The 16107-nt window shown below is 65.5% G+C and carries 18 protein-coding genes and 1 pseudogene; 11 read left to right on the forward strand and 8 right to left on the reverse strand.

The annotated features are described in order from the left end of the window. The first annotated feature begins 85 nt into the window (after nt 1–85). From AOQ71_RS33980 to AOQ71_RS33990, 3 genes are read left to right on the forward strand one after another with little or no spacing between them, the layout of a single operon-like run. Nucleotides 86–976, forward strand: a complete 891-nt coding sequence (locus tag AOQ71_RS33980; protein ID WP_057756515.1) for a LysR family transcriptional regulator — start codon at nt 86–88, stop codon at nt 974–976. Nucleotides 977–989: 13 nt separating this feature from the next. Further along, entirely contained in the window at nt 990–1481 is a 492-nt protein-coding gene (gene ruvX, locus AOQ71_RS33985; RefSeq protein WP_057756517.1) for a Holliday junction resolvase RuvX, read from the forward strand. Between the two features lie 3 nt (nt 1482–1484). After that, nucleotides 1485–2408: an AEC family transporter gene (locus tag AOQ71_RS33990; protein ID WP_057756520.1), complete on the forward strand. Its 924-nt coding sequence runs from the start codon at nt 1485–1487 to the stop codon at nt 2406–2408. 140 nt (nt 2409–2548) lie between these two features. Here the strand turns inward: AOQ71_RS33990 and AOQ71_RS33995 are convergent, their stop codons facing one another. The 3 genes from AOQ71_RS33995 to AOQ71_RS34005 all read right to left on the reverse strand — a co-directional run bounded on the left by AOQ71_RS33995 (nt 2549) and on the right by AOQ71_RS34005 (nt 5859). Next, on the reverse strand, nt 2549–3313 hold the full coding sequence (locus AOQ71_RS33995) for a CPBP family intramembrane glutamic endopeptidase (protein ID WP_057756780.1): 765 nt from the start codon (nt 3311–3313) through the stop codon (nt 2549–2551). A gap of 124 nt (nt 3314–3437) precedes the next feature. Beyond that, nucleotides 3438–5081 carry an isovaleryl-CoA dehydrogenase gene (locus AOQ71_RS34000; RefSeq protein WP_057756523.1) on the reverse strand — a complete coding sequence of 548 codons (1644 nt, stop codon included), beginning with the start codon at nt 5079–5081 and terminating at the stop codon, nt 3438–3440. A gap of 19 nt (nt 5082–5100) precedes the next feature. Beyond that, the gene (locus AOQ71_RS34005; protein ID WP_057756527.1) at nt 5101–5859 is read right to left on the reverse strand and encodes a M15 family metallopeptidase; all 759 of its coding nucleotides are present in this window, start codon (nt 5857–5859) and stop codon (nt 5101–5103) included. A 175-nt stretch (nt 5860–6034) separates the two neighbouring features. Here AOQ71_RS34005 and AOQ71_RS34010 point away from each other — a divergent pair, with 175 nt between their 5' ends. The 5 genes and pseudogenes from AOQ71_RS34010 to AOQ71_RS34025 all read left to right on the forward strand — a co-directional run bounded on the left by AOQ71_RS34010 (nt 6035) and on the right by AOQ71_RS34025 (nt 10261). Next, on the forward strand, nt 6035–6982 hold the full coding sequence (locus tag AOQ71_RS34010; RefSeq protein WP_057756530.1) for an aspartate carbamoyltransferase catalytic subunit: 948 nt from the start codon (nt 6035–6037) through the stop codon (nt 6980–6982). Continuing rightward, nucleotides 6982–7999 (forward strand): amidohydrolase family protein (locus tag AOQ71_RS34015; protein WP_430648668.1); only part of this gene is annotated, 1018 nt, incomplete at its 3' end. The genes AOQ71_RS34010 and AOQ71_RS34015, both read left to right, overlap by 1 nt. Before the next feature lie 2 nt (nt 8000–8001). Beyond that, nucleotides 8002–8272 (forward strand): annotated as a pseudogene (locus AOQ71_RS49055) (amidohydrolase family protein); the annotation flags it as partial. A gap of 50 nt (nt 8273–8322) precedes the next feature. Further along, nucleotides 8323–8919: a glycerol-3-phosphate 1-O-acyltransferase PlsY gene (gene plsY, locus AOQ71_RS34020; RefSeq protein WP_057756533.1), complete on the forward strand. Its 597-nt coding sequence runs from the start codon at nt 8323–8325 to the stop codon at nt 8917–8919. A 169-nt stretch (nt 8920–9088) separates the two neighbouring features. Further along, nucleotides 9089–10261 (forward strand): patatin-like phospholipase family protein, encoded by a 1173-nt coding sequence (locus tag AOQ71_RS34025; protein ID WP_057756535.1) that lies wholly within the window; start codon nt 9089–9091, stop codon nt 10259–10261. On the opposite strand, the gene AOQ71_RS34030 is transcribed toward AOQ71_RS34025, so the two are convergent. Further along, the gene (locus AOQ71_RS34030; protein ID WP_057756538.1) at nt 10253–11497 is read right to left on the reverse strand and encodes an amidase; all 1245 of its coding nucleotides are present in this window, start codon (nt 11495–11497) and stop codon (nt 10253–10255) included. The two genes, AOQ71_RS34025 and AOQ71_RS34030, sit on opposite strands and share 9 nt — an antisense overlap. A gap of 90 nt (nt 11498–11587) precedes the next feature. Between AOQ71_RS34030 and dprA the strand changes: the two genes are divergently transcribed. Beyond that, nucleotides 11588–12730: a DNA-processing protein DprA gene (gene dprA, locus AOQ71_RS34035; protein ID WP_057756541.1), complete on the forward strand. Its 1143-nt coding sequence runs from the start codon at nt 11588–11590 to the stop codon at nt 12728–12730. Here dprA and AOQ71_RS34040 read toward each other — a convergent pair. Then, nucleotides 12727–13137, reverse strand: a complete 411-nt coding sequence (locus tag AOQ71_RS34040; RefSeq protein ID WP_057756544.1) for a winged helix-turn-helix transcriptional regulator — start codon at nt 13135–13137, stop codon at nt 12727–12729. The genes dprA and AOQ71_RS34040 overlap by 4 nt on opposite strands. 83 nt (nt 13138–13220) lie before the next feature. Between AOQ71_RS34040 and AOQ71_RS34045 the strand changes: the two genes are divergently transcribed. Continuing rightward, entirely contained in the window at nt 13221–13829 is a 609-nt protein-coding gene (locus AOQ71_RS34045) for an FMN-dependent NADH-azoreductase (RefSeq protein WP_057756547.1), read from the forward strand. A 69-nt stretch (nt 13830–13898) separates the two neighbouring features. Here the strand turns inward: AOQ71_RS34045 and AOQ71_RS34050 are convergent, their stop codons facing one another. Together AOQ71_RS34050 and AOQ71_RS34055 are read right to left on the reverse strand one after the other, a co-directional pair. Continuing rightward, on the reverse strand, nt 13899–14081 hold the full coding sequence (locus AOQ71_RS34050) for a hypothetical protein (RefSeq protein WP_057756550.1): 183 nt from the start codon (nt 14079–14081) through the stop codon (nt 13899–13901). Between the two features lie 165 nt (nt 14082–14246). Beyond that, entirely contained in the window at nt 14247–15020 is a 774-nt protein-coding gene (locus tag AOQ71_RS34055) for a glucose 1-dehydrogenase (protein ID WP_057756554.1), read from the reverse strand. Nucleotides 15021–15141: 121 nt separating this feature from the next. On the opposite strand from AOQ71_RS34055, the gene AOQ71_RS34060 reads away from it, so the two are divergent. Beyond that, nucleotides 15142–15609: a winged helix-turn-helix transcriptional regulator gene (locus AOQ71_RS34060; RefSeq protein WP_057756556.1), complete on the forward strand. Its 468-nt coding sequence runs from the start codon at nt 15142–15144 to the stop codon at nt 15607–15609. Between the two features lie 144 nt (nt 15610–15753). Here the strand turns inward: AOQ71_RS34060 and AOQ71_RS34065 are convergent, their stop codons facing one another. Further along, nucleotides 15754–15993 (reverse strand): hypothetical protein, encoded by a 240-nt coding sequence (locus AOQ71_RS34065; protein ID WP_057756782.1) that lies wholly within the window; start codon nt 15991–15993, stop codon nt 15754–15756. Nucleotides 15994–16107 lie beyond the last annotated feature (114 nt).

Genomic DNA, 16107 nt, shown 5'->3' on the forward strand with positions numbered 1-16107 from the left:
GTCTGGACACGGAGACTAGGCGCGTCTAGCATTCTCGAAAAATGAATTGTTGCGAACGCTGCCATCACAAAAGCGGAACGACGCCATGGAACTGAGCGACATCAAGACCTTTGCTGCAGTCGCCCGCACCGGCGGCATCACCCGCGCCGCCGAAGAGCTCCACACGGTGCAATCCAACGTCACCCAGCGCATCAAGGCCCTGGAGGCCGAGATCGGCACGCCATTGTTCGAACGCCATAGCCGCGGCATGGCGCTGACAGGCGCCGGCAAGCGCCTCCTTCCCTACGCCGAGCGGATGGCCGCGCTGTCGCGCGAAGCCCTGCTCGCGGCGCGCGACGATGGCGAGGCGAAGGGACCGCTGTCGATCGGCTCGATGGAGACCACGGCTGCGGTGCGGCTGGCGCCGTTGCTGGCCGATTTCCACCGCCGCTTTCCCGCCGTGCGCCTGTCCTTGCGCACATCGCCGACTGCCGATCTCGTCGCCGGTGTACTCGAAGGCACGCTTGATGGCGCCTTCGTCGCCGGCCCAATCGCGCATGACGACCTCACCGTGACAAGCGCATTCCGCGAAGAGCTGGTGCTGGTCAGCGCACGGCGCTGGGGCTCGCTCGCCGAGCTGCGCGCTGCTACGTCCGAGTCAGGCCCGACCGCGCTGGTGTTCCGCACCGGCTGCACCTACCGTCAGCGCCTCGAGCAGATCTTTGTCGAGTTCGGCTGGCCCTCGGCCGCACGCTTCGAGCTCGGCACGCTGGACGGCATGATCGGCTGCGTCGCCGCCGATATGGGCGTCACGCTGCTGCCGCGCGCGGTGGTCGAGCGCAGCGCGATGACCGGCAGCGTGACCATGCACGCGCTGGGCCCCTCGCATGCGCGCGTCGAGACGCTGTTCATCCAGCGCCGTGCCGGCCATCAAACCAGCGCGCTCGTCGGGTTTGCCGCCTGCCTGAAGCAGGACGACGAAACCATCGCGGCATGATATGCGCTAGTCCATGCCCGCTCTTATCCTGCCCCTCGTCGATGCTGCATTCCACTGGCCCGAACGCGGCGCACTTGTCGGCCTTGACCTCGGCACCAAGACCATCGGCGTTGCCGTGTCCAATCCGGACCGCCGGCTGGCGACCGGCGTCGAGACCATCCAGCGCAAGCAGTTCAAGCAGGATGCCGCCCGCCTGCTCGCCATCGCCGCCGAGCGCAAGGTGGTCGGCTTCGTGCTCGGCCTGCCCATCAACATGGACGGCAGCGAGGGTCCGCGCGCCCAGTCGACACGGGCGTTTGCCCGCAATCTGGCCAATCTGACCCCACTGCCCATCGGCCTCTGGGACGAGCGCCTGTCGACCGCCGCGGTCGAGCGCGAGCTGATCGGCATGGATGTCAGCCGCGCCAAGCGCGCCGAGGTGATCGACGAGCACGCCGCCATCTTCATCCTGCAGGGCGCGCTCGACCGGCTCGCCAATCTTCGCGCAGCATCGGGAAATGGCTGATTCATGGCCGTCGTGGTCGCGGCGCTGCTGCCGGTCTTCATCCTCATTGTGCTCGGCGTGGTGCTCAGGCACAGCCTGATGCGCCTCGACACGCAATGGCACGGATTGGAGCGGCTGACCTATTTCGTGCTGTTCCCGATGCTGCTGATCCAGACGTTGGTGAAGGCCGATCTCTCAAAAGTTCCGGTCGCCGGCGTCGGCGGCGCGCTGCTGCTGTCGGCGCTGGCGATGTCGCTGCTGTGCCTCGCGCTGCGCCCGGCCCTGTCGCGGCTCGACATCGACGGTCCCGCCTTCACCTCGATCTTCCAGGGCGCGACGCGCTGGCAGACCTATGTGGCGCTGTCCGTCTCCGCCAATCTGTACGGCGAGGTCGGGCTCGCGCTGGCCTCGGTCGCGATGGTCGCGATCATCCCGCTGGTGAACGTGTTCAGCGTCGCCGTGCTCGCGCATTACGCCTCGCCCGAGAAGCAATCCGCGCGTGCCATCGCCATGACCGTGATCCGCAATCCGCTGATCTGGGCCTGCGCCATCGGCATCGTCATCAATGTCGTCCATTTGCCGCTGCCAAAGATCTGGCACGAGGTCGCCGACGCGCTCGGCCGCTCCTCGCTCGCCATCGGCCTGCTCGTCACCGGAGCCGGCCTCCAGCTCAAGGGCCTGCTCCGTCCGAGCCTGGGGGCGACGATCGGCGTGGCGTTCAAACTGGTGCTGATGCCGGTGCTTGCGCTGACGCTTGCCGCCTGGTTCGGGCTGACAGGCACCAACCTCGCGATCGTCGCGATCTGCGCAGCGGTGCCGACCTCGCCGAGCGCCTATGTGCTGGCTCGTCAGATGGGCGGCGATGCGCCATTGCTGGCGCAGATTATCACGCTGCAGACGATCCTGGCGGCAATCACGATGCCGATCGCGATCGCGCTGGTGGCGTAGAACCCGTCGTTAGCGGGTACATCTCTCTCAACACCGTCATTGCGAGGAGTTCTTGCGACGAAGCAATCCAGAATCTCGGCGGAAAGATTCTGGATTGCTTCGCTCCGCTCGCAATGACGGAACGTGAGGCGACGGCCGGGCTAGCCGCCCAGCCACGTCGTCAGCACCACAGCGGTCATGTTGTTCAGCCCATGCAGCACGATGGTGAGCCACAGCGAGCCCGCGCGATAGCGCATATAGCCGAACCACAGGCCGATCGAGAAAACCTCGGCAAGGAAGTAGAGATCGTACTGGATGTGCACCACCGTCCACACCAGCGACGACAGCACGATCGCGCCGGGCACACGCAGAAAGCTCTCCGACCAGCCGCGATAGAGGAAGCCGCGCGCAAGCACCTCTTCCGACATCGGCGCGGCTACGCTGAAGGCGAACAGAAGCAGCACCGCGCCGCCCTTGTCGCGGCCGGATTTGAGGAGATCGGTCATGAAGCCAGGCGTCGCCTCGCGGCCCAGCGAACGCGAGACAACCTCCCATGCGAGCACGATCAGGACGAGACCGACCGCACCCAGCAGGATTTGCCGCCATGACGGCCAATGCAGCGCGAGATAATCGATAAAGGAGGCTTTCCTGATGCGAATGGCAAGCCACGCCACGAGAAGCGTTGCGGGCAGCCCGGCGATGACCGACAGTGCGAGCGCCTGAGGCTCAGCGCCGACGAGCTGCAGCGATGCGAGATCGAGCGGCAGACCGCGGCTCACCACGAGCCACACAACCGCGCCGATCTGCCCGACGAACATCGCGACAAGGAGCATGAAACCCCACAACGCCGTGCCCCAGAATTTCCAGACGCGCGGCTGCGCCGGCGTCTCGGTCAGCGGCGGATGGTCGGGATTGAGGGAGTCCATCAGCGAGACTTTCGTTGGGATTGCTGTCATTCCGGGGCGCCCAAAGGGCGAACCCGGAATCTCGAGATTCCGGGTTCGATGCTTCGCATCGCCCCGGAATGACGGCAAAAGAGAAGCAAGATACTCACGGCAGCGCCCGTTCCAGCAGCGCACGCACGTCGCCGTTGTCGAGCTCGACGGCGCCGTACATGCTGGCATGATGGGTAGCGAGGCGCGTGGCGGCGAACAGTTCTGCGTGATGCGGTGACACGCCATTGAGCGCGGCCGCGCCAGCCAGCAGCGCCAGTTTCTCGACCGCGAGCCGCGCGACGCGCTCGCCGTCAGTGCGGCGGAACGTCTTGCCGATGAAGGCGACGGCCTCGCCTGCCCCCGGCAGGCCCTTCGTCTCGGCCGCGAGAGCCTGCAGCACCGCCATCGCCGCCTCGCCCTCGCGCGAGAGCGCGCGGAGCACGTCGAGGCACATCACGTTGCCAGAACCTTCCCAGATCGCATTGACCGGCGCTTCACGGTAGTGGCGCGCCAGAATGCCGTCCTCGACATAGCCGTTGCCACCCAGGCACTCCATCGCCTCGTAAAGGAATGGCGGCGCGCTCTTGCAGGTCCAGTATTTGATCGCGGGCGTCAGCAGCCGCATATAGGCGGCCTCCGCAGCATCATGCGGCGTGCGGTCGAAGGCGCGGCAGAGCCGCATCACCAGCGCCGTGCTCGCCTCCACATGCAGCGCCATGTCCGAGAGCACGGCCTGCATCAAGGGCTGATCGGCGAGATGCTTTTGGAACACGCTGCGGTGACGGGCGTGATGCAGCGCATGCGCGAGCCCCGAACGCATCAGGCCGCTTGAGGCGATCGCGCAATCCTGCCGCGTCAGCTGCACCATCTGGATGATGGTGCGGATGCCCTTGCCCTCTTCGCCGACGCGTTCGGCATAGGCGCCGACGAACTCGACCTCGGACGATGCGTTCGAACGGTTGCCGAGCTTGTCCTTCAGCCGCTGGAACTGGATCGCGTTGACCGATCCATCCGGCGCGAAGCGCGGCATGAAGAAGCAGGTCAGCCCCTGCTCGGCCTGCGCCAGCACCAGGAACGCATCGCACATCGGCGCCGACATGAACCATTTGTGGCCCGTGATACGATAGGCGCTGCCGTCCCGCACCGCGCGCGTCATGTTGGCGCGCACGTCGGTGCCGCCCTGCTTCTCGGTCATGCCCATGCCGAGCGTCATGCCGCGCTTGTCCCACCACGGCGCGAAGCTTGGATCATAGCTTCTCGTCGACAGCACCGGCATCACCTTGCTGAGCAGATCCGGCTGCATCGCCAGCGCGGCGACCGAGGCGCGCGTCATCGTGATCGGGCAGAGATGCCCGGTCTCGACCTGCGCGGCCATGTAGAATTTCGCCGCGCGAATGACTTCGGCCGCGTCGCCCGCAGGCCTGCCGTCCGCGGTCCATGTCGAATTGTGCACGCCGGCATGCGCGCTGTGCGCCATCAGCTCGTGATAGGCGGGGTGAAACTCGACCTGGTCGCGGCGATTGCCCTTGGCATCGAAGGTGCGGAGCTTGGGCGTGTTCTCGTTCGCGATGCGGCCGCAATCGGCCATCGCCGCCGAGCCCCAATGCCTGCCGAATTCGGACAGCTCCCGTTCCGCGGCGGCGCCGCCATTGGCCTTCACGGCCTCGACCAGCGGCTGATCGACCGTGAACAGATTCACCTCCTCGAATGGCGGCGACTGGTTGAAGACCTCGTGGGTCGCGAATACAGGCTGTGTCATGGCGTGTCTCGGGCCGGAATCAGTTCCGCCGCGGCTGGATCGGGAAATCATAGGCCGCCCCGCCCGCCCCCGGCAGGGAAAAATGCCACCACTCCTTCGAATAGTTCACAAAGCCTTGCCTCGCCATCGCAGCCACCAGCCGCCTGCGCCAGGCGCGCTGATCGGGCGAGATCGACGGTGCTGCGGTATGCCCCTTCTCATCGGTGCAGTCATAACCGGTGCCCATGTCGACGCTGCCTTCCGGCAGCCGCGCCGCGACCGGCGCCGTGCAATCAGCGTAGGACCTCGACGGATCGATCCTGGCGGAATTGTCGGCCTTGAGATCGACCAGCGTGAGATCGAGCGCGGCGCCCGTGGAATGCTGCGAGCGGCTCGCGATATAGCCGAGGCGGAACAGTTCGGTCTTGGGAATCTTCGGATTGTAACGCCGATCGGCTGCGGTCTCGTGGCCGTTCTGCGACCATCTCACCATGTCGAGCGAGGCCCGCGCCGGCCGGTAGCAGTCGAACATTTTCAGCGACAAGTTCTGCGTCGCCAGTTCCTGCTGGACCGCTTTCAGCCGCAGGCCGACTTCGCGCTTCACCACGCATTCGCCGGCACCATAGCCGGCGAGCGGACGACCGACGAAATTGTTCGGCGTGGCGTAGCGGATGTCCTGGATGATGGTGGGATCGATATCCCGCAGATAGACGAAGCCGCCGGGGAGTGACTGGGCGTGAGCGGTGGAGATTGCGATGATTGCTAAAAGTGCGATCGAAATCGTTCTGATGGAGCGCATCTAAACTTCCCTGTCATTCCGGGGCGGCTCGAAGAGCCGAACCCGGAATCTCGAGATTCCGGGTTCGATGCTTCGCATCGCCCCGGAATGACAGCAAGACAGATCAGGGGATAACTCCCCGCCCCGGCATTGGCCCTTGCTCCATCAGCCATCCGCGCCTATAGCTCTCGCTTTAATGACATCGAAATCGACCTTCGTCCTCGGCCACCGGCATTTGCTGGGCATCGAGGGCCTTTCCGCGGCCGACATTACCGGCCTCCTCGACCTGTCTGAAGAATATGTCGAGCTCAACCGCCAGGTTGACAAGAAGCGCACCGTCCTGCGTGGACGGACGCAGGTGAACCTCTTCTTTGAAGCCTCGACCCGGACCCAATCCTCGTTCGAGCTCGCGGGCAAGCGCTTAGGTGCCGACGTCATGAACATGTCGGTGTCCTCCTCGTCCATCAAGAAGGGCGAGACGCTGGTCGACACCGCGATGACGCTCAACGCCATGCACCCCGACATCCTGGTGGTGCGCCATCACGCCTCCGGCGCGGTGGAACTGTTGGCGCGCAAGGTCGACGGTTCCGTGATCAATGCCGGCGACGGTGCGCATGAGCACCCGACCCAGGCGCTGCTCGATGCGCTCACCATCCGCCGCAACAAGGGCCGGATCGAGGGCCTGGTGGTCGCGATCTGCGGCGACGTGCTGCATTCGCGCGTGGCGCGTTCCAACATCATCCTGCTCAACACCATGGGCGCCCGTGTCCGCGTCGTCGGCCCCTCCACGCTGCTGCCGCCCGGTATCGAGCGGATGGGCGTCGAGGTCGCGCGCGACATGCGCGAGGGCCTCAACGGCGCCGATATCGTGATGATGCTGCGGCTGCAGCGCGAGCGCATGAACGGCTCCTTCGTGCCATCGACCTCGGAATATTTCCATTATTTCGGGCTCGACCAGAGGAAGCTCGCCTACGCCAAGCCCGATGCGCTGGTGATGCATCCCGGTCCCATGAACCGCGGCGTCGAGATCGACACCGCGGTTGCCGACGGCGCGCAATCCCTGATCCGCGAACAGGTGGAGATGGGGGTTGCCGTGCGCATGGCGGTGCTGGAAGCACTCGCCCGTAACCTGCCGAACGCGTGATGCCCATGCTGATCGACCGCCGCCCGATCCTGCTCGCCAACGCCCGCGTCGTCGATCCCTCCAGGGATTTCGACGGCACCGGCGACGTCCTGATTGCCGACGGCATCATCCGCGAGACCCGCCGCGGCATTGGGGCGGCCGGCGTCCCCGAGGGGACCGACGTCATCAACTGCTCCGGCAAGATCGTGGCGCCGGGCCTGATCGACATGCGCGCCTTTGTCGGCGAGCCCGGTTTCAGCCATCGCGAGACCTTTGCGAGCGCCAGCCAGGCGGCCGCGACCGGCGGCATTACCACCATCATCTGCCAGCCGGATACATCGCCCGTCATCGACAATTCCGCGACCGTCGACTTCGTGATGCGCCGCGCGCGCGACACCGCGATCGTCAACATCCAGCCGATGGCAGCGCTGACCAAGGGCATGCGCGGCGAGGAGATGACCGAGTTCGGCCTGCTCAAGGCCGCCGGCGCCATCGCCTTCAGCGATGGTGACCGCAGCGTCACCAATTCGCAGGTGATGCGGCGCGCGCTGACCTACGCCCGCGATTTCGACGCGCTGATCGTGCATCACACCGAAGACCCGGACCTGGTCGGCGAAGGCGTGATGAACGAGGGCGAGTTTGCCTCGCGCCTCGGCCTGATGGGCATCCCGAAGGCCGCCGAGGCCGTCATCCTCGAACGCGACATGCGCCTCGTTGCGCTGACCGGCGGCCGCTATCACGCGGCCTCGCTGTCCTGCATCGACTCGCTCGAGATCCTGAAGCGCGCCCGCGGCGCCGGCCTTGCGGTCAGCGCCTCGGTCTCGATCAATCATCTTGCGCTGAACGAGAACGACATCGGCCCCTACCGCTCCTTCCTGAAACTGTCACCGCCGCTGCGCACCGAGGACGACCGCCGCGCCCTGGTCGAGGCGGTGGCCTCCGGCCTCGTCGACGTCATCATGTCCGACCACAATCCGCAGGACGTCGAGGTCAAGCGCCTGCCGTTCGCGGAAGCCGCTCCCGGCGCCATCGGGCTCGNNCCTGCGGCTGGTCCACAATGAGGAACTCGAGCTCAAGACGCTGATCCGGGCCATGTCGACGCGGCCGGCCGAACTGCTTGGCCTTCCGGGCGGAACCCTGCGCGTGGGCAGCCCGGCCGATGTCGTTGTGATCGATCCCGATGTCCCCTGGGTGGTCGATCCCGCCGATCTGAAATCGCCCTGCAAGAACACCCCGTTCGACGAAGCCCGCTTTACAGGCCGCGCAGTCAGGACCATCGTCGGCGGACGAACGGTTTACGAGCATGTCTAATGGGCGCTGGTTATGTCAGCCATGGAGAGGCCGCCAGAGGATTTGTAGACATGGGGCTTGATGCATTCCTGCCGGTGGCCTTCATCATCGGCTACCTCCTCGGCTCGATTCCGTTCGGGTTGATCCTGACCAGGCTTGCCGGCACGCAGGACCTGCGCTCGATCGGCTCCGGCAACATCGGCGCCACCAATGTGCTGCGCACCGGCCGCAAGGGCCTCGCCGCGGCGACCCTGCTGCTCGACGCGCTCAAGGGCACCGCGGCGGTGGTGATCTCAGGCTATATCGCCGGCCCCAATGCCGCGATGCTGGCAGGTCTCGGCGCCTTCCTCGGCCACCTCTTCCCGGTCTGGCTCAAGTTCAAGGGCGGTAAGGGCGTCGCCGTCTATATCGGCATCCTGCTCGGCCTGTTCTGGCCGGCGGCGCTGGTATTTTGCCTGATCTGGCTCGCGACAGCCTTCACCACCCGCTACTCCTCGCTCTCGGCGCTGGTGGCGGCCTTCATCACGCCGCTGTTTCTGTGGTGGTTCGGCCACCTTGCCCTGGCCTCGCTGTCCGTCGTGCTGACGCTGCTGCTGTTCTACATGCACCGCGAGAACATCAAGCGACTGCAATCAGGAAAAGAAGGCCGCATCGGCGAGAAGGCCTAAACAGCGCTTTCGAATCCAAGATCGGAAAAACTACGGATACCGCCGCGCCTCTTCCGCATTATATGCCAAATCCTGTTCGCAACTTTCACCCCACACGCGGGAGCTAGTGGCGGTCAGGTTCCATGCCTGTCATCCTGACAGTGGACATGGCGTTACGCGGTTGCTCAGAATGAGCGAGAAGATTGACGGCACGCATGAAGACGGTAGCTCGCAGAGCACTGCGGCGAGCCGCCTGCTGCTGTCGACCAATATCTGGTCTGCCGCGCCTACATCGCCTCCCGCGCCAAAACCCGCTCCCGTTCCGCCGGCGCCGCCGCCCGCTACCATCGTGCAAGCGCCCGCGCCGGTCATAACGACAGCCGCGCCCCTTGCGCGCACTCGCCCCCAGCAATGGCCTCCGCGGAAACTTTCGGTGGCGCTCCAGGGCGGCGGCACCTTTGCCGCCTTCACCTGGGGCGTGCTGGAGCGGCTCCTGGAAGAGCCATCCATCGAATTCGACACCATCAGCGGCGCCAGCGCCGGCGCCATCAACGCGCTGCTCCTCGCCTGCGGCCTTGCCGAGGGCGGCCGCGAAGGTGCCCGCAACCGGCTGAACCGGTTCTGGACCCGGTTGATGCACGAGGCCTCGTTCCGCTCGCTGATGCTGGTCGGCGGCTTCTCACCGGCAGGAAGCTCGGTCGCCTTCGGACCGACGCTGCGCTCCGGCCAGTTCGATCCGTTCGATCTCGACCCGCTGCGTCAGGCGCTCTCGCGCGACATCAATTTTGCCGCCTTGCGCGATGCGAAATGCCCGAAGCTGCTGATCGCGGCGACGCGGATCCGCGACGGCCAGCAGCAGATTTTCGGCAACGACGCTATCACCGCGGATGTCGCGCTCGCCTCGACCTGTCCGCCCCTCGTTCATTGCGCCGTCGAGATCGATGGCGAGGCCTATTGGGATGGCGGCTTCGGCGGCAATCCGCCGCTGCTGAAACTTGCGCAGCAATCGACGACTGCCGATCTGCTCATCGTCCAGGTCACGCCGACGCGCGACAGCTATGTACCGATCACGCTCGCCGCGATCGATCGCCGTCTCGACCAGATCGCAGCCAATGCCGCGCTCAAGGCCGAGATCGCAGCGATCGAATGGGCGCAGGCGCACGCAGCGCCAGCGCTGCGGCTCTCCAAGATCGCCGCCGAAGACTCTGTTGACGGACTTGCGCAGCGCTCGTCGACCGATCTCGGCCGCGGCTTCATCCGCCTGCTGCACCGAAGCGGCCGCGAGGCCGCCGAGCGTTGGCTTGGCGCGACTGGCGCCGCGCCCCAGCGCGCGTTGCCCGCCGCCGAACCCGCGCTAGCCTGATTTCGCCAGCGCATTCTCCAAAAACCACGCCGCCGCCAGCGCGCCGGGATCGTTGCCGAAGCGCGCGATCACCTGCACGCCAACAGGCAGGCCACCGACCTTCATCACCGGCACGTTGACGCAAGGATTGCCCATCAGCGTCCACAGCCTGTTATAGCGGGGCGAGCCGGTCGAGGCGAGCTCCTTGGCCGGCGCGGTGCCGGGCGCGGAATAAGTCAGCAGCACGTCGAAACCCTCGAACAGCTCACCGAGCTCGCGGCGGCCGCGGCGAGCGATGCGGCGCGCATCATCATATTCCTTCGGCGTCAGCCCGACGGTCTCATCAAGGCTGGCGCGAAGCATCGGTGCGATCTCGTCGTGATGCTGGTCAAACTCCCAGGCGAGCGCGCGATGCGCCTCAAAATCCTGGATGATCGGGTGGATGCGCCAGGCCTCCTTGACCGCTTCGGGCAGATCGATGATCTGCACGCTGGCGCCGGCCTTCTCGGCCGCCTTGATCGCGGCCAGCAAGCCCTCCTCTGCTGCCGGCTCAGCGGCTTCGGCAAACTCCTGCCGGACCACGCCGATGCGCGGCGCTTTCGCCGGCACAATGCCGGAGAACTCGGTGCGACCGGTCATCGCCAACAGTCCGCGCGCGAGATCTTCCGCGCGCGATCCGAACAGGCCGACCGTGTCGAGCGCCCAAGAATAGCATTTCACGCCGACCGTCGGCAGCATCCGGAACGACGGCTTGATCGCGGCGGCCCCGCAATAGGCGGCAGGCCGGATCACCGAGCCGCCGGTCTGCGTGCCCAGCGCCAGCGGGATCATGCCGGCGCCGACGGCGGCCGCCGAGCCCGACGACGAACCTCCAGGCGTATGACCGGGATCGTGCGGATTGAGCGTCGGCGTCGGATCTCGCGATGCGAACGCCGTGGTGGTGGTCTTGCCGATGATGGTGGCGCCCGCCCGCTTCAACATCATCACGACAGGCGCATCGGCGCGCGGCTGCCAGCCACGATAGATCTCCGAGCCCATCTCGGTCGGCATATCAGCGGTATCGATGATGTCCTTGATCCCGACGGCGATGCCGCGCAGCGGACCGGAGGCCTGCGCCTTCGCCGAGATGTCGTGGCGGACGAAGGCATGGACGTCCTTCTCCTTGGCCTCGATCGCCGCATGCGACTGGGCGATGGCGTGCTCGGGCGAAAGCTCGCCCGCTTCGATGCGGCGCTGGAGATCGGCGAGTGAAATCATGGCAATACCCTTCTTATTGGCATCGCTTTTAGCATTGCGACAAGGCCGCGCAAGCGCATGCCACGCTTGCTCACGCCCTCAGGTTGTTCCATGCTGCCTCTACAAGGAGACACCGTGGACGCCATCAACAAGAGCGTGGAGCTGAGCGAGCAAGAGCGGATCGACCGTCTGCGGCTGATCCGCTCGGACAATGTCGGGCCACGCACCTTCCGCTCGCTGGTCGATCATTTCGGCAGCGTCCGCGCGGCGCTGGAGCGGCTGCCGGATCTGGCCCGCCGCGGCGGCGCGCAGCGGTCGGGGCGCATCTGCAGCGTGGATGAAGCGAAGGCCGAGCTCGCCGCAAGCCGAAAGTTCGGCATCGCCTGGCTCGCGCCCGGCGAGGACGGATATCCGGCGCGGCTTTCGACGCTCGACGATGCCCCACCTTTGCTCGCCATACGCGGCGACAGAGCGACGCTGATGCGGCCGATGATTGCGATCGTCGGCTCGCGCAATGCCTCCGGGGCCGGCCTGAAATTCGCCGGCCAGCTCGCGCGCGAGCTTGGCGAGGCCGGATTCATCATCATCTCAGGGCTTGCCCGCGGCGTCGACCAGGCGGCGCATCGCGCCAGCGTCGAGAGCGGCACCATCGCGGTGCTCGCCGGCGGCCACGACTGCATCTATCCGCCCGAGCATGGCGATCTGCTCAGCGCGATCCTCGATCATCAGGGCGCTGCGATCTCGGAAATGCCGCTCGGCCACGAGCCGCGCGCCCGCGACTTCCCTCGCCGCAACCGGCTGATCTCGGGCGCATCGCTCGGCGTGGTCGTGGTCGAAGCCGCACACCGTTCCGGCTCGCTGATCACCGCGCGCATGGCCGCCGAACAGGGCCGCGAAGTGTTCGCGGTGCCCGGCTCGCCGCTCGATCCGCGCGCCGCCGGCACCAATGATCTGATCAAGCAGGGTGCAACGCTCGTCACGGAAGCGTCCGACATCATCAATGCGGTGCAGCCGATCGTGGAGCGGCCGCTGATGAGTCCCGCGAGCGAGCCCGACAGCGAGCCGTTCGAGAGCGATCCGCAAGGCCACGACCGCGACCAGATCACCGGCCTGCTCGGCCCCGCCCCCATCTCGATCGACGATCTCGTGCGCTTGTCCGGCGCCTCACCCGCGATCGTGCGCATGGTGCTGCTGGAGCTCGAGCTCGCCGGTCGGCTCGAACACCACGGCGGCGGACTGGTGTCGCTGATCTAGGCGTTGTTGCGCTCGTCGAACCGCGTGCGCGCCGCCGCGATCTTCTCCTGGTGCGCGATCGCCCACTCGCCCAGCGCCTTCACCGGCTGCTGCAGCCCGTGGCCGAGATCGGTCAACTCATAATCAACGCGCGGTGGAATGGTCGGGAAAATCGTGCGCGTGACGAGGCCGTCGCGCTCCAGCCCGCGAAGCGTCAGGGTCAGCATCCGCTGCGAGATGCCGTTGATCATTCGCTTCAGCTCATTGAAGCGCTTCGGCCCGTCGCTGAGCATCATGATCACGAACACGCTCCATTTGTCGCCGACGCGCGCGAGGATCGAGGCGACGTTGCGGCAGTCGGAATGGTTGGGATCGGGCCTCCGTTCGGCGGGAAAATCGATGTGTGTCGGTTCCAAAGATGTGCCCATGGCTCAAAAATGTGCGTTCTTGCGGGGTTTTTGACAGTCACTCATGTAGTGCGGGTTACAAATCTATACCATGGGTGACCCCAATGAAACTCCTCCATATCGACTCCAGCGTTCTCGGCCCCCACTCCGTCTCCAGGCAGGTTTCCGCCGCCATCGTCGACCGACTCAGGCAGGCCACGCCCTCGCTTGAGGTCGTCTACCGCGACCTGACCGAGACCCCGCTCGCGCACTTGTCCGGATCCCACTTGGCCGCCGCCCAGGGCGCACCCGCGCCTGCGGAGCTCGGACCTGACCTCACCGCGAGCGAGACCGTCCTGAATGAGTTCCTCGATGCCGACATCGTCGTGATCGGCGCGCCCATGTACAATTTCACGATTCCGAGCCAGCTCAAGGCCTGGATCGACCGCGTGCTGGTGAAGGGGAAGACGTTCAAATATGACGCGAGCGGCCCGGAGGGCCTTGTTGGCGACAAGCGCGTGATCGTGGCCATTTCGCGCGGCGGTCATTATGGCGCCGAGACGCCGTACGCGGCCGGCGAACATCTGGAAACCTATTTGCGTTGGGTGTTCGGCTTCATGGGGATCACGAGCCTGGAATTCATCTCCGCAGACGGCGTCAATCTCGGGCCCGAACATCGCGAGAAGGCGCTTGCGGGGGCCCTCCAGGCCGCAACGGGCCTGCAAGCGGCCTGAGGCTACGCCGACGACGTCAGCCGCGAGCGGTGCTGCGGCGGCTGACAGAGCGGCAGATTGGTTGCGAAGCTAAAACCAGGAGCCCTGGATGCCCAGGATTACGGCCACGAGCGACATGAGCAGGCCGATGCCGGAGAAGATGGCAACCCCGATGAATTCCGACATGTCGGAGTGCTTGGCAGGAACTGCGGAGCGTTCAGTGTAAATACGCGGGTCTGAAATCGGAGCTAAAATGCGTGCTGCCTTTGGCATGACGGGCTCCCTCAAATGGGTCCTATGACCCCTGCCCGTAGAAAAGTCACGCAAAGGTTCAACGCGTCACGCAAGCTTCAGAAAATACATCTCGCGAGACGCGGGAACCGGCCGGCGCAACCATTTTCGGCAAGTGCCGGCCGATTCAGTTTGAAACTGATTTGATCAGCCGCGATAGATCGGCGCGCCGGCGGGTGAGGCAACCGCGCCGCCATCGACGAAGATCTCCTGGCCCTGAATATGGGCGGCATCGTCCGAGGCGAGGAACAGCACCGTCTTCGAGATGTGATCGGGTTCGCCAATGCGCCCGAGCGGCGTCGACATTCCGATGCGCTTCTCGAATGCCTTCTCGGCTTCGGGCGTGGCAATCGCAGCGCCCCAAATCGGCGTGCGGATCGCACCGGGCGCGACCACGTTGACGCGGATGCCGCGCGGCGACAGCTCCGAAGCCATGATCCGCGCCATCGCTCGCACGCCGGCCTTGGCCGCGCCATAGGCCGAATAGCCGGGAATGCCGAGCACTGAGATCACCGAGCCGTTGAGGATGATCGAGGCGTTGTCGTTGAGGTAAGGCAGCGCGGACTGAACGGTGAAGAATACGCCGGTGAGGTTGGTGCTGATCACCTTTTCGAAAGCCTCATGCGTCGTCGAACCGAGCGGCGTGTTGCCGGGGATGCCGGCATTGGCGAACACGATGTCGAGCTTGCCGAACTTGTCGGTGCCCTTCTTGATCGCAGCTTCGGTCGCGGCAATGTCGGTCGCATCGGCCGCGAGCGCGATCGCGTTCGGGCCGAGTTCCCTGGCCGCGGCCTCCAGCGTCTCCTTGTTGCGCCCGGTGACGATCACCTTGGCGCCCTCGGCCACGAACAGCTTCGCCGTTGCCAGGCCAATGCCGCTGTTGCCGCCGGTGATCAATGCCGTCTTGTTCGTCAACCTCATGCTCGTCTCCAGTGGTTGCATAATGAAACTATGTTGCCATCTAGGGCATATGGTTTTATGATGCAACCACACATCCGCGTGATCGGCGCCAAGAGCGGGCGAATGCGACAGGACCAGCACGATGGTGAAGCGAACGAGTTTTGAGGGTGATGCCTGCCCGATCGCACGATCGCTGGAGGCGATTGGCGACTGGTGGTCGCTGCTGATCATTCGCGATGCGCTGTTCGGCGTGCGCCGCTTCGGCGAGTTTCAGAGCAAGCTCGGCATGGCCAAGAACATCCTGTCGGCGCGGCTGCGGTCGATGGTCGACCACGGCATTCTGGAAACAGCCCCCGCCTCCGACGGCACCGCCTACCACGAATATGTGCTGACGCCGAAGGGCCGCGGCCTCTTCCCGATCCTGGTCGCGCTTCGGCAATGGAGCGAGGAATTCGACGATCATCCCGAGCAGATCACGACCATCCTCGTCGATCGCGCAAAAGGCCGACCGGTGAAGAAGCTCGAACTGCGCGCCGAGGACGGCCGGCTGCTCAGTCAGCCCGATACAATGGTGAAGCTGCGGCCGGCATCGCGCCGGCGGTCTGCGTAAGAGCAGCGTACTGTCGCCACACCGTCATTGCGAGGAGCCGTTGCGACGAAGCAATCCAGACTGTCTCTGCGGTGGGATTCCTGGATTGCTTCGCTGCGCTCGCAATGACGAGGTGGGTACGGTATGCCCTACACCGCCCCGCCCTCACGACAGCTTGCGCTTGCTCCGCAGCCGCAAATGCTCCTCGGCCTCCAGCTTGGTCATGCCAAGGAGATAATGGAGCACGCCCAGCTCGTGGCGCTCGGCGAGCTTGCGCAAGCTGGCCACCTGCTCGGCTATGAAGGCAACCGCCTCGTCAGCGCCGCCCTCGCCCGGTTCCTCGTTGCGCGAACGTGCTTGCGCGCGCGCCGCGTCGCGCGCGCGTTTCCGTCCTGGTTTTGCCACCAGTCCCACCCGAATCCATGCCCCGCGGGGACATTACGCCGACAGCGACCACAACTCCAAGGTGGTAATTTGCAACTTTCTCGATATGAAACTTTTCCCATTCGGAGGGCTTTC

Origin of the sequence: Bradyrhizobium manausense (assembly GCF_001440035.1) — a bacterium.
GTDB classification, from domain to species: domain Bacteria; phylum Pseudomonadota; class Alphaproteobacteria; order Rhizobiales; family Xanthobacteraceae; genus Bradyrhizobium; species Bradyrhizobium manausense.

Bases quoted from the DNA above. Each gene is read 5' to 3' on its own strand.
- AOQ71_RS33980 (WP_057756515.1), top strand. From the start codon at position 86: ATGGAACTGAGCGACATCAAGACCTTTGCTGCAGTCGCCCGCACCGGC.
- ruvX (WP_057756517.1), top strand. From the start codon at position 990: ATGCCCGCTCTTATCCTGCCCCTCGTCGATGCTGCATTCCACTGGCCC.
- AOQ71_RS33990 (WP_057756520.1), top strand. From the start codon at position 1,485: ATGGCCGTCGTGGTCGCGGCGCTGCTGCCGGTCTTCATCCTCATTGTG.
- AOQ71_RS33995 (WP_057756780.1), bottom strand. From the start codon at position 3,313: ATGGACTCCCTCAATCCCGACCATCCGCCGCTGACCGAGACGCCGGCG.
- AOQ71_RS34000 (WP_057756523.1), bottom strand. From the start codon at position 5,081: ATGACACAGCCTGTATTCGCGACCCACGAGGTCTTCAACCAGTCGCCG.
- AOQ71_RS34005 (WP_057756527.1), bottom strand. From the start codon at position 5,859: ATGCGCTCCATCAGAACGATTTCGATCGCACTTTTAGCAATCATCGCA.
- AOQ71_RS34010 (WP_057756530.1), top strand. From the start codon at position 6,035: ATGACATCGAAATCGACCTTCGTCCTCGGCCACCGGCATTTGCTGGGC.
- plsY (WP_057756533.1), top strand. From the start codon at position 8,323: ATGGGGCTTGATGCATTCCTGCCGGTGGCCTTCATCATCGGCTACCTC.
- AOQ71_RS34025 (WP_057756535.1), top strand. From the start codon at position 9,089: ATGAGCGAGAAGATTGACGGCACGCATGAAGACGGTAGCTCGCAGAGC.
- AOQ71_RS34030 (WP_057756538.1), bottom strand. From the start codon at position 11,497: ATGATTTCACTCGCCGATCTCCAGCGCCGCATCGAAGCGGGCGAGCTT.
- dprA (WP_057756541.1), top strand. From the start codon at position 11,588: ATGCTGCCTCTACAAGGAGACACCGTGGACGCCATCAACAAGAGCGTG.
- AOQ71_RS34040 (WP_057756544.1), bottom strand. From the start codon at position 13,137: ATGGGCACATCTTTGGAACCGACACACATCGATTTTCCCGCCGAACGG.
- AOQ71_RS34045 (WP_057756547.1), top strand. From the start codon at position 13,221: ATGAAACTCCTCCATATCGACTCCAGCGTTCTCGGCCCCCACTCCGTC.
- AOQ71_RS34050 (WP_057756550.1), bottom strand. From the start codon at position 14,081: ATGCCAAAGGCAGCACGCATTTTAGCTCCGATTTCAGACCCGCGTATT.
- AOQ71_RS34055 (WP_057756554.1), bottom strand. From the start codon at position 15,020: ATGAGGTTGACGAACAAGACGGCATTGATCACCGGCGGCAACAGCGGC.
- AOQ71_RS34060 (WP_057756556.1), top strand. From the start codon at position 15,142: ATGGTGAAGCGAACGAGTTTTGAGGGTGATGCCTGCCCGATCGCACGA.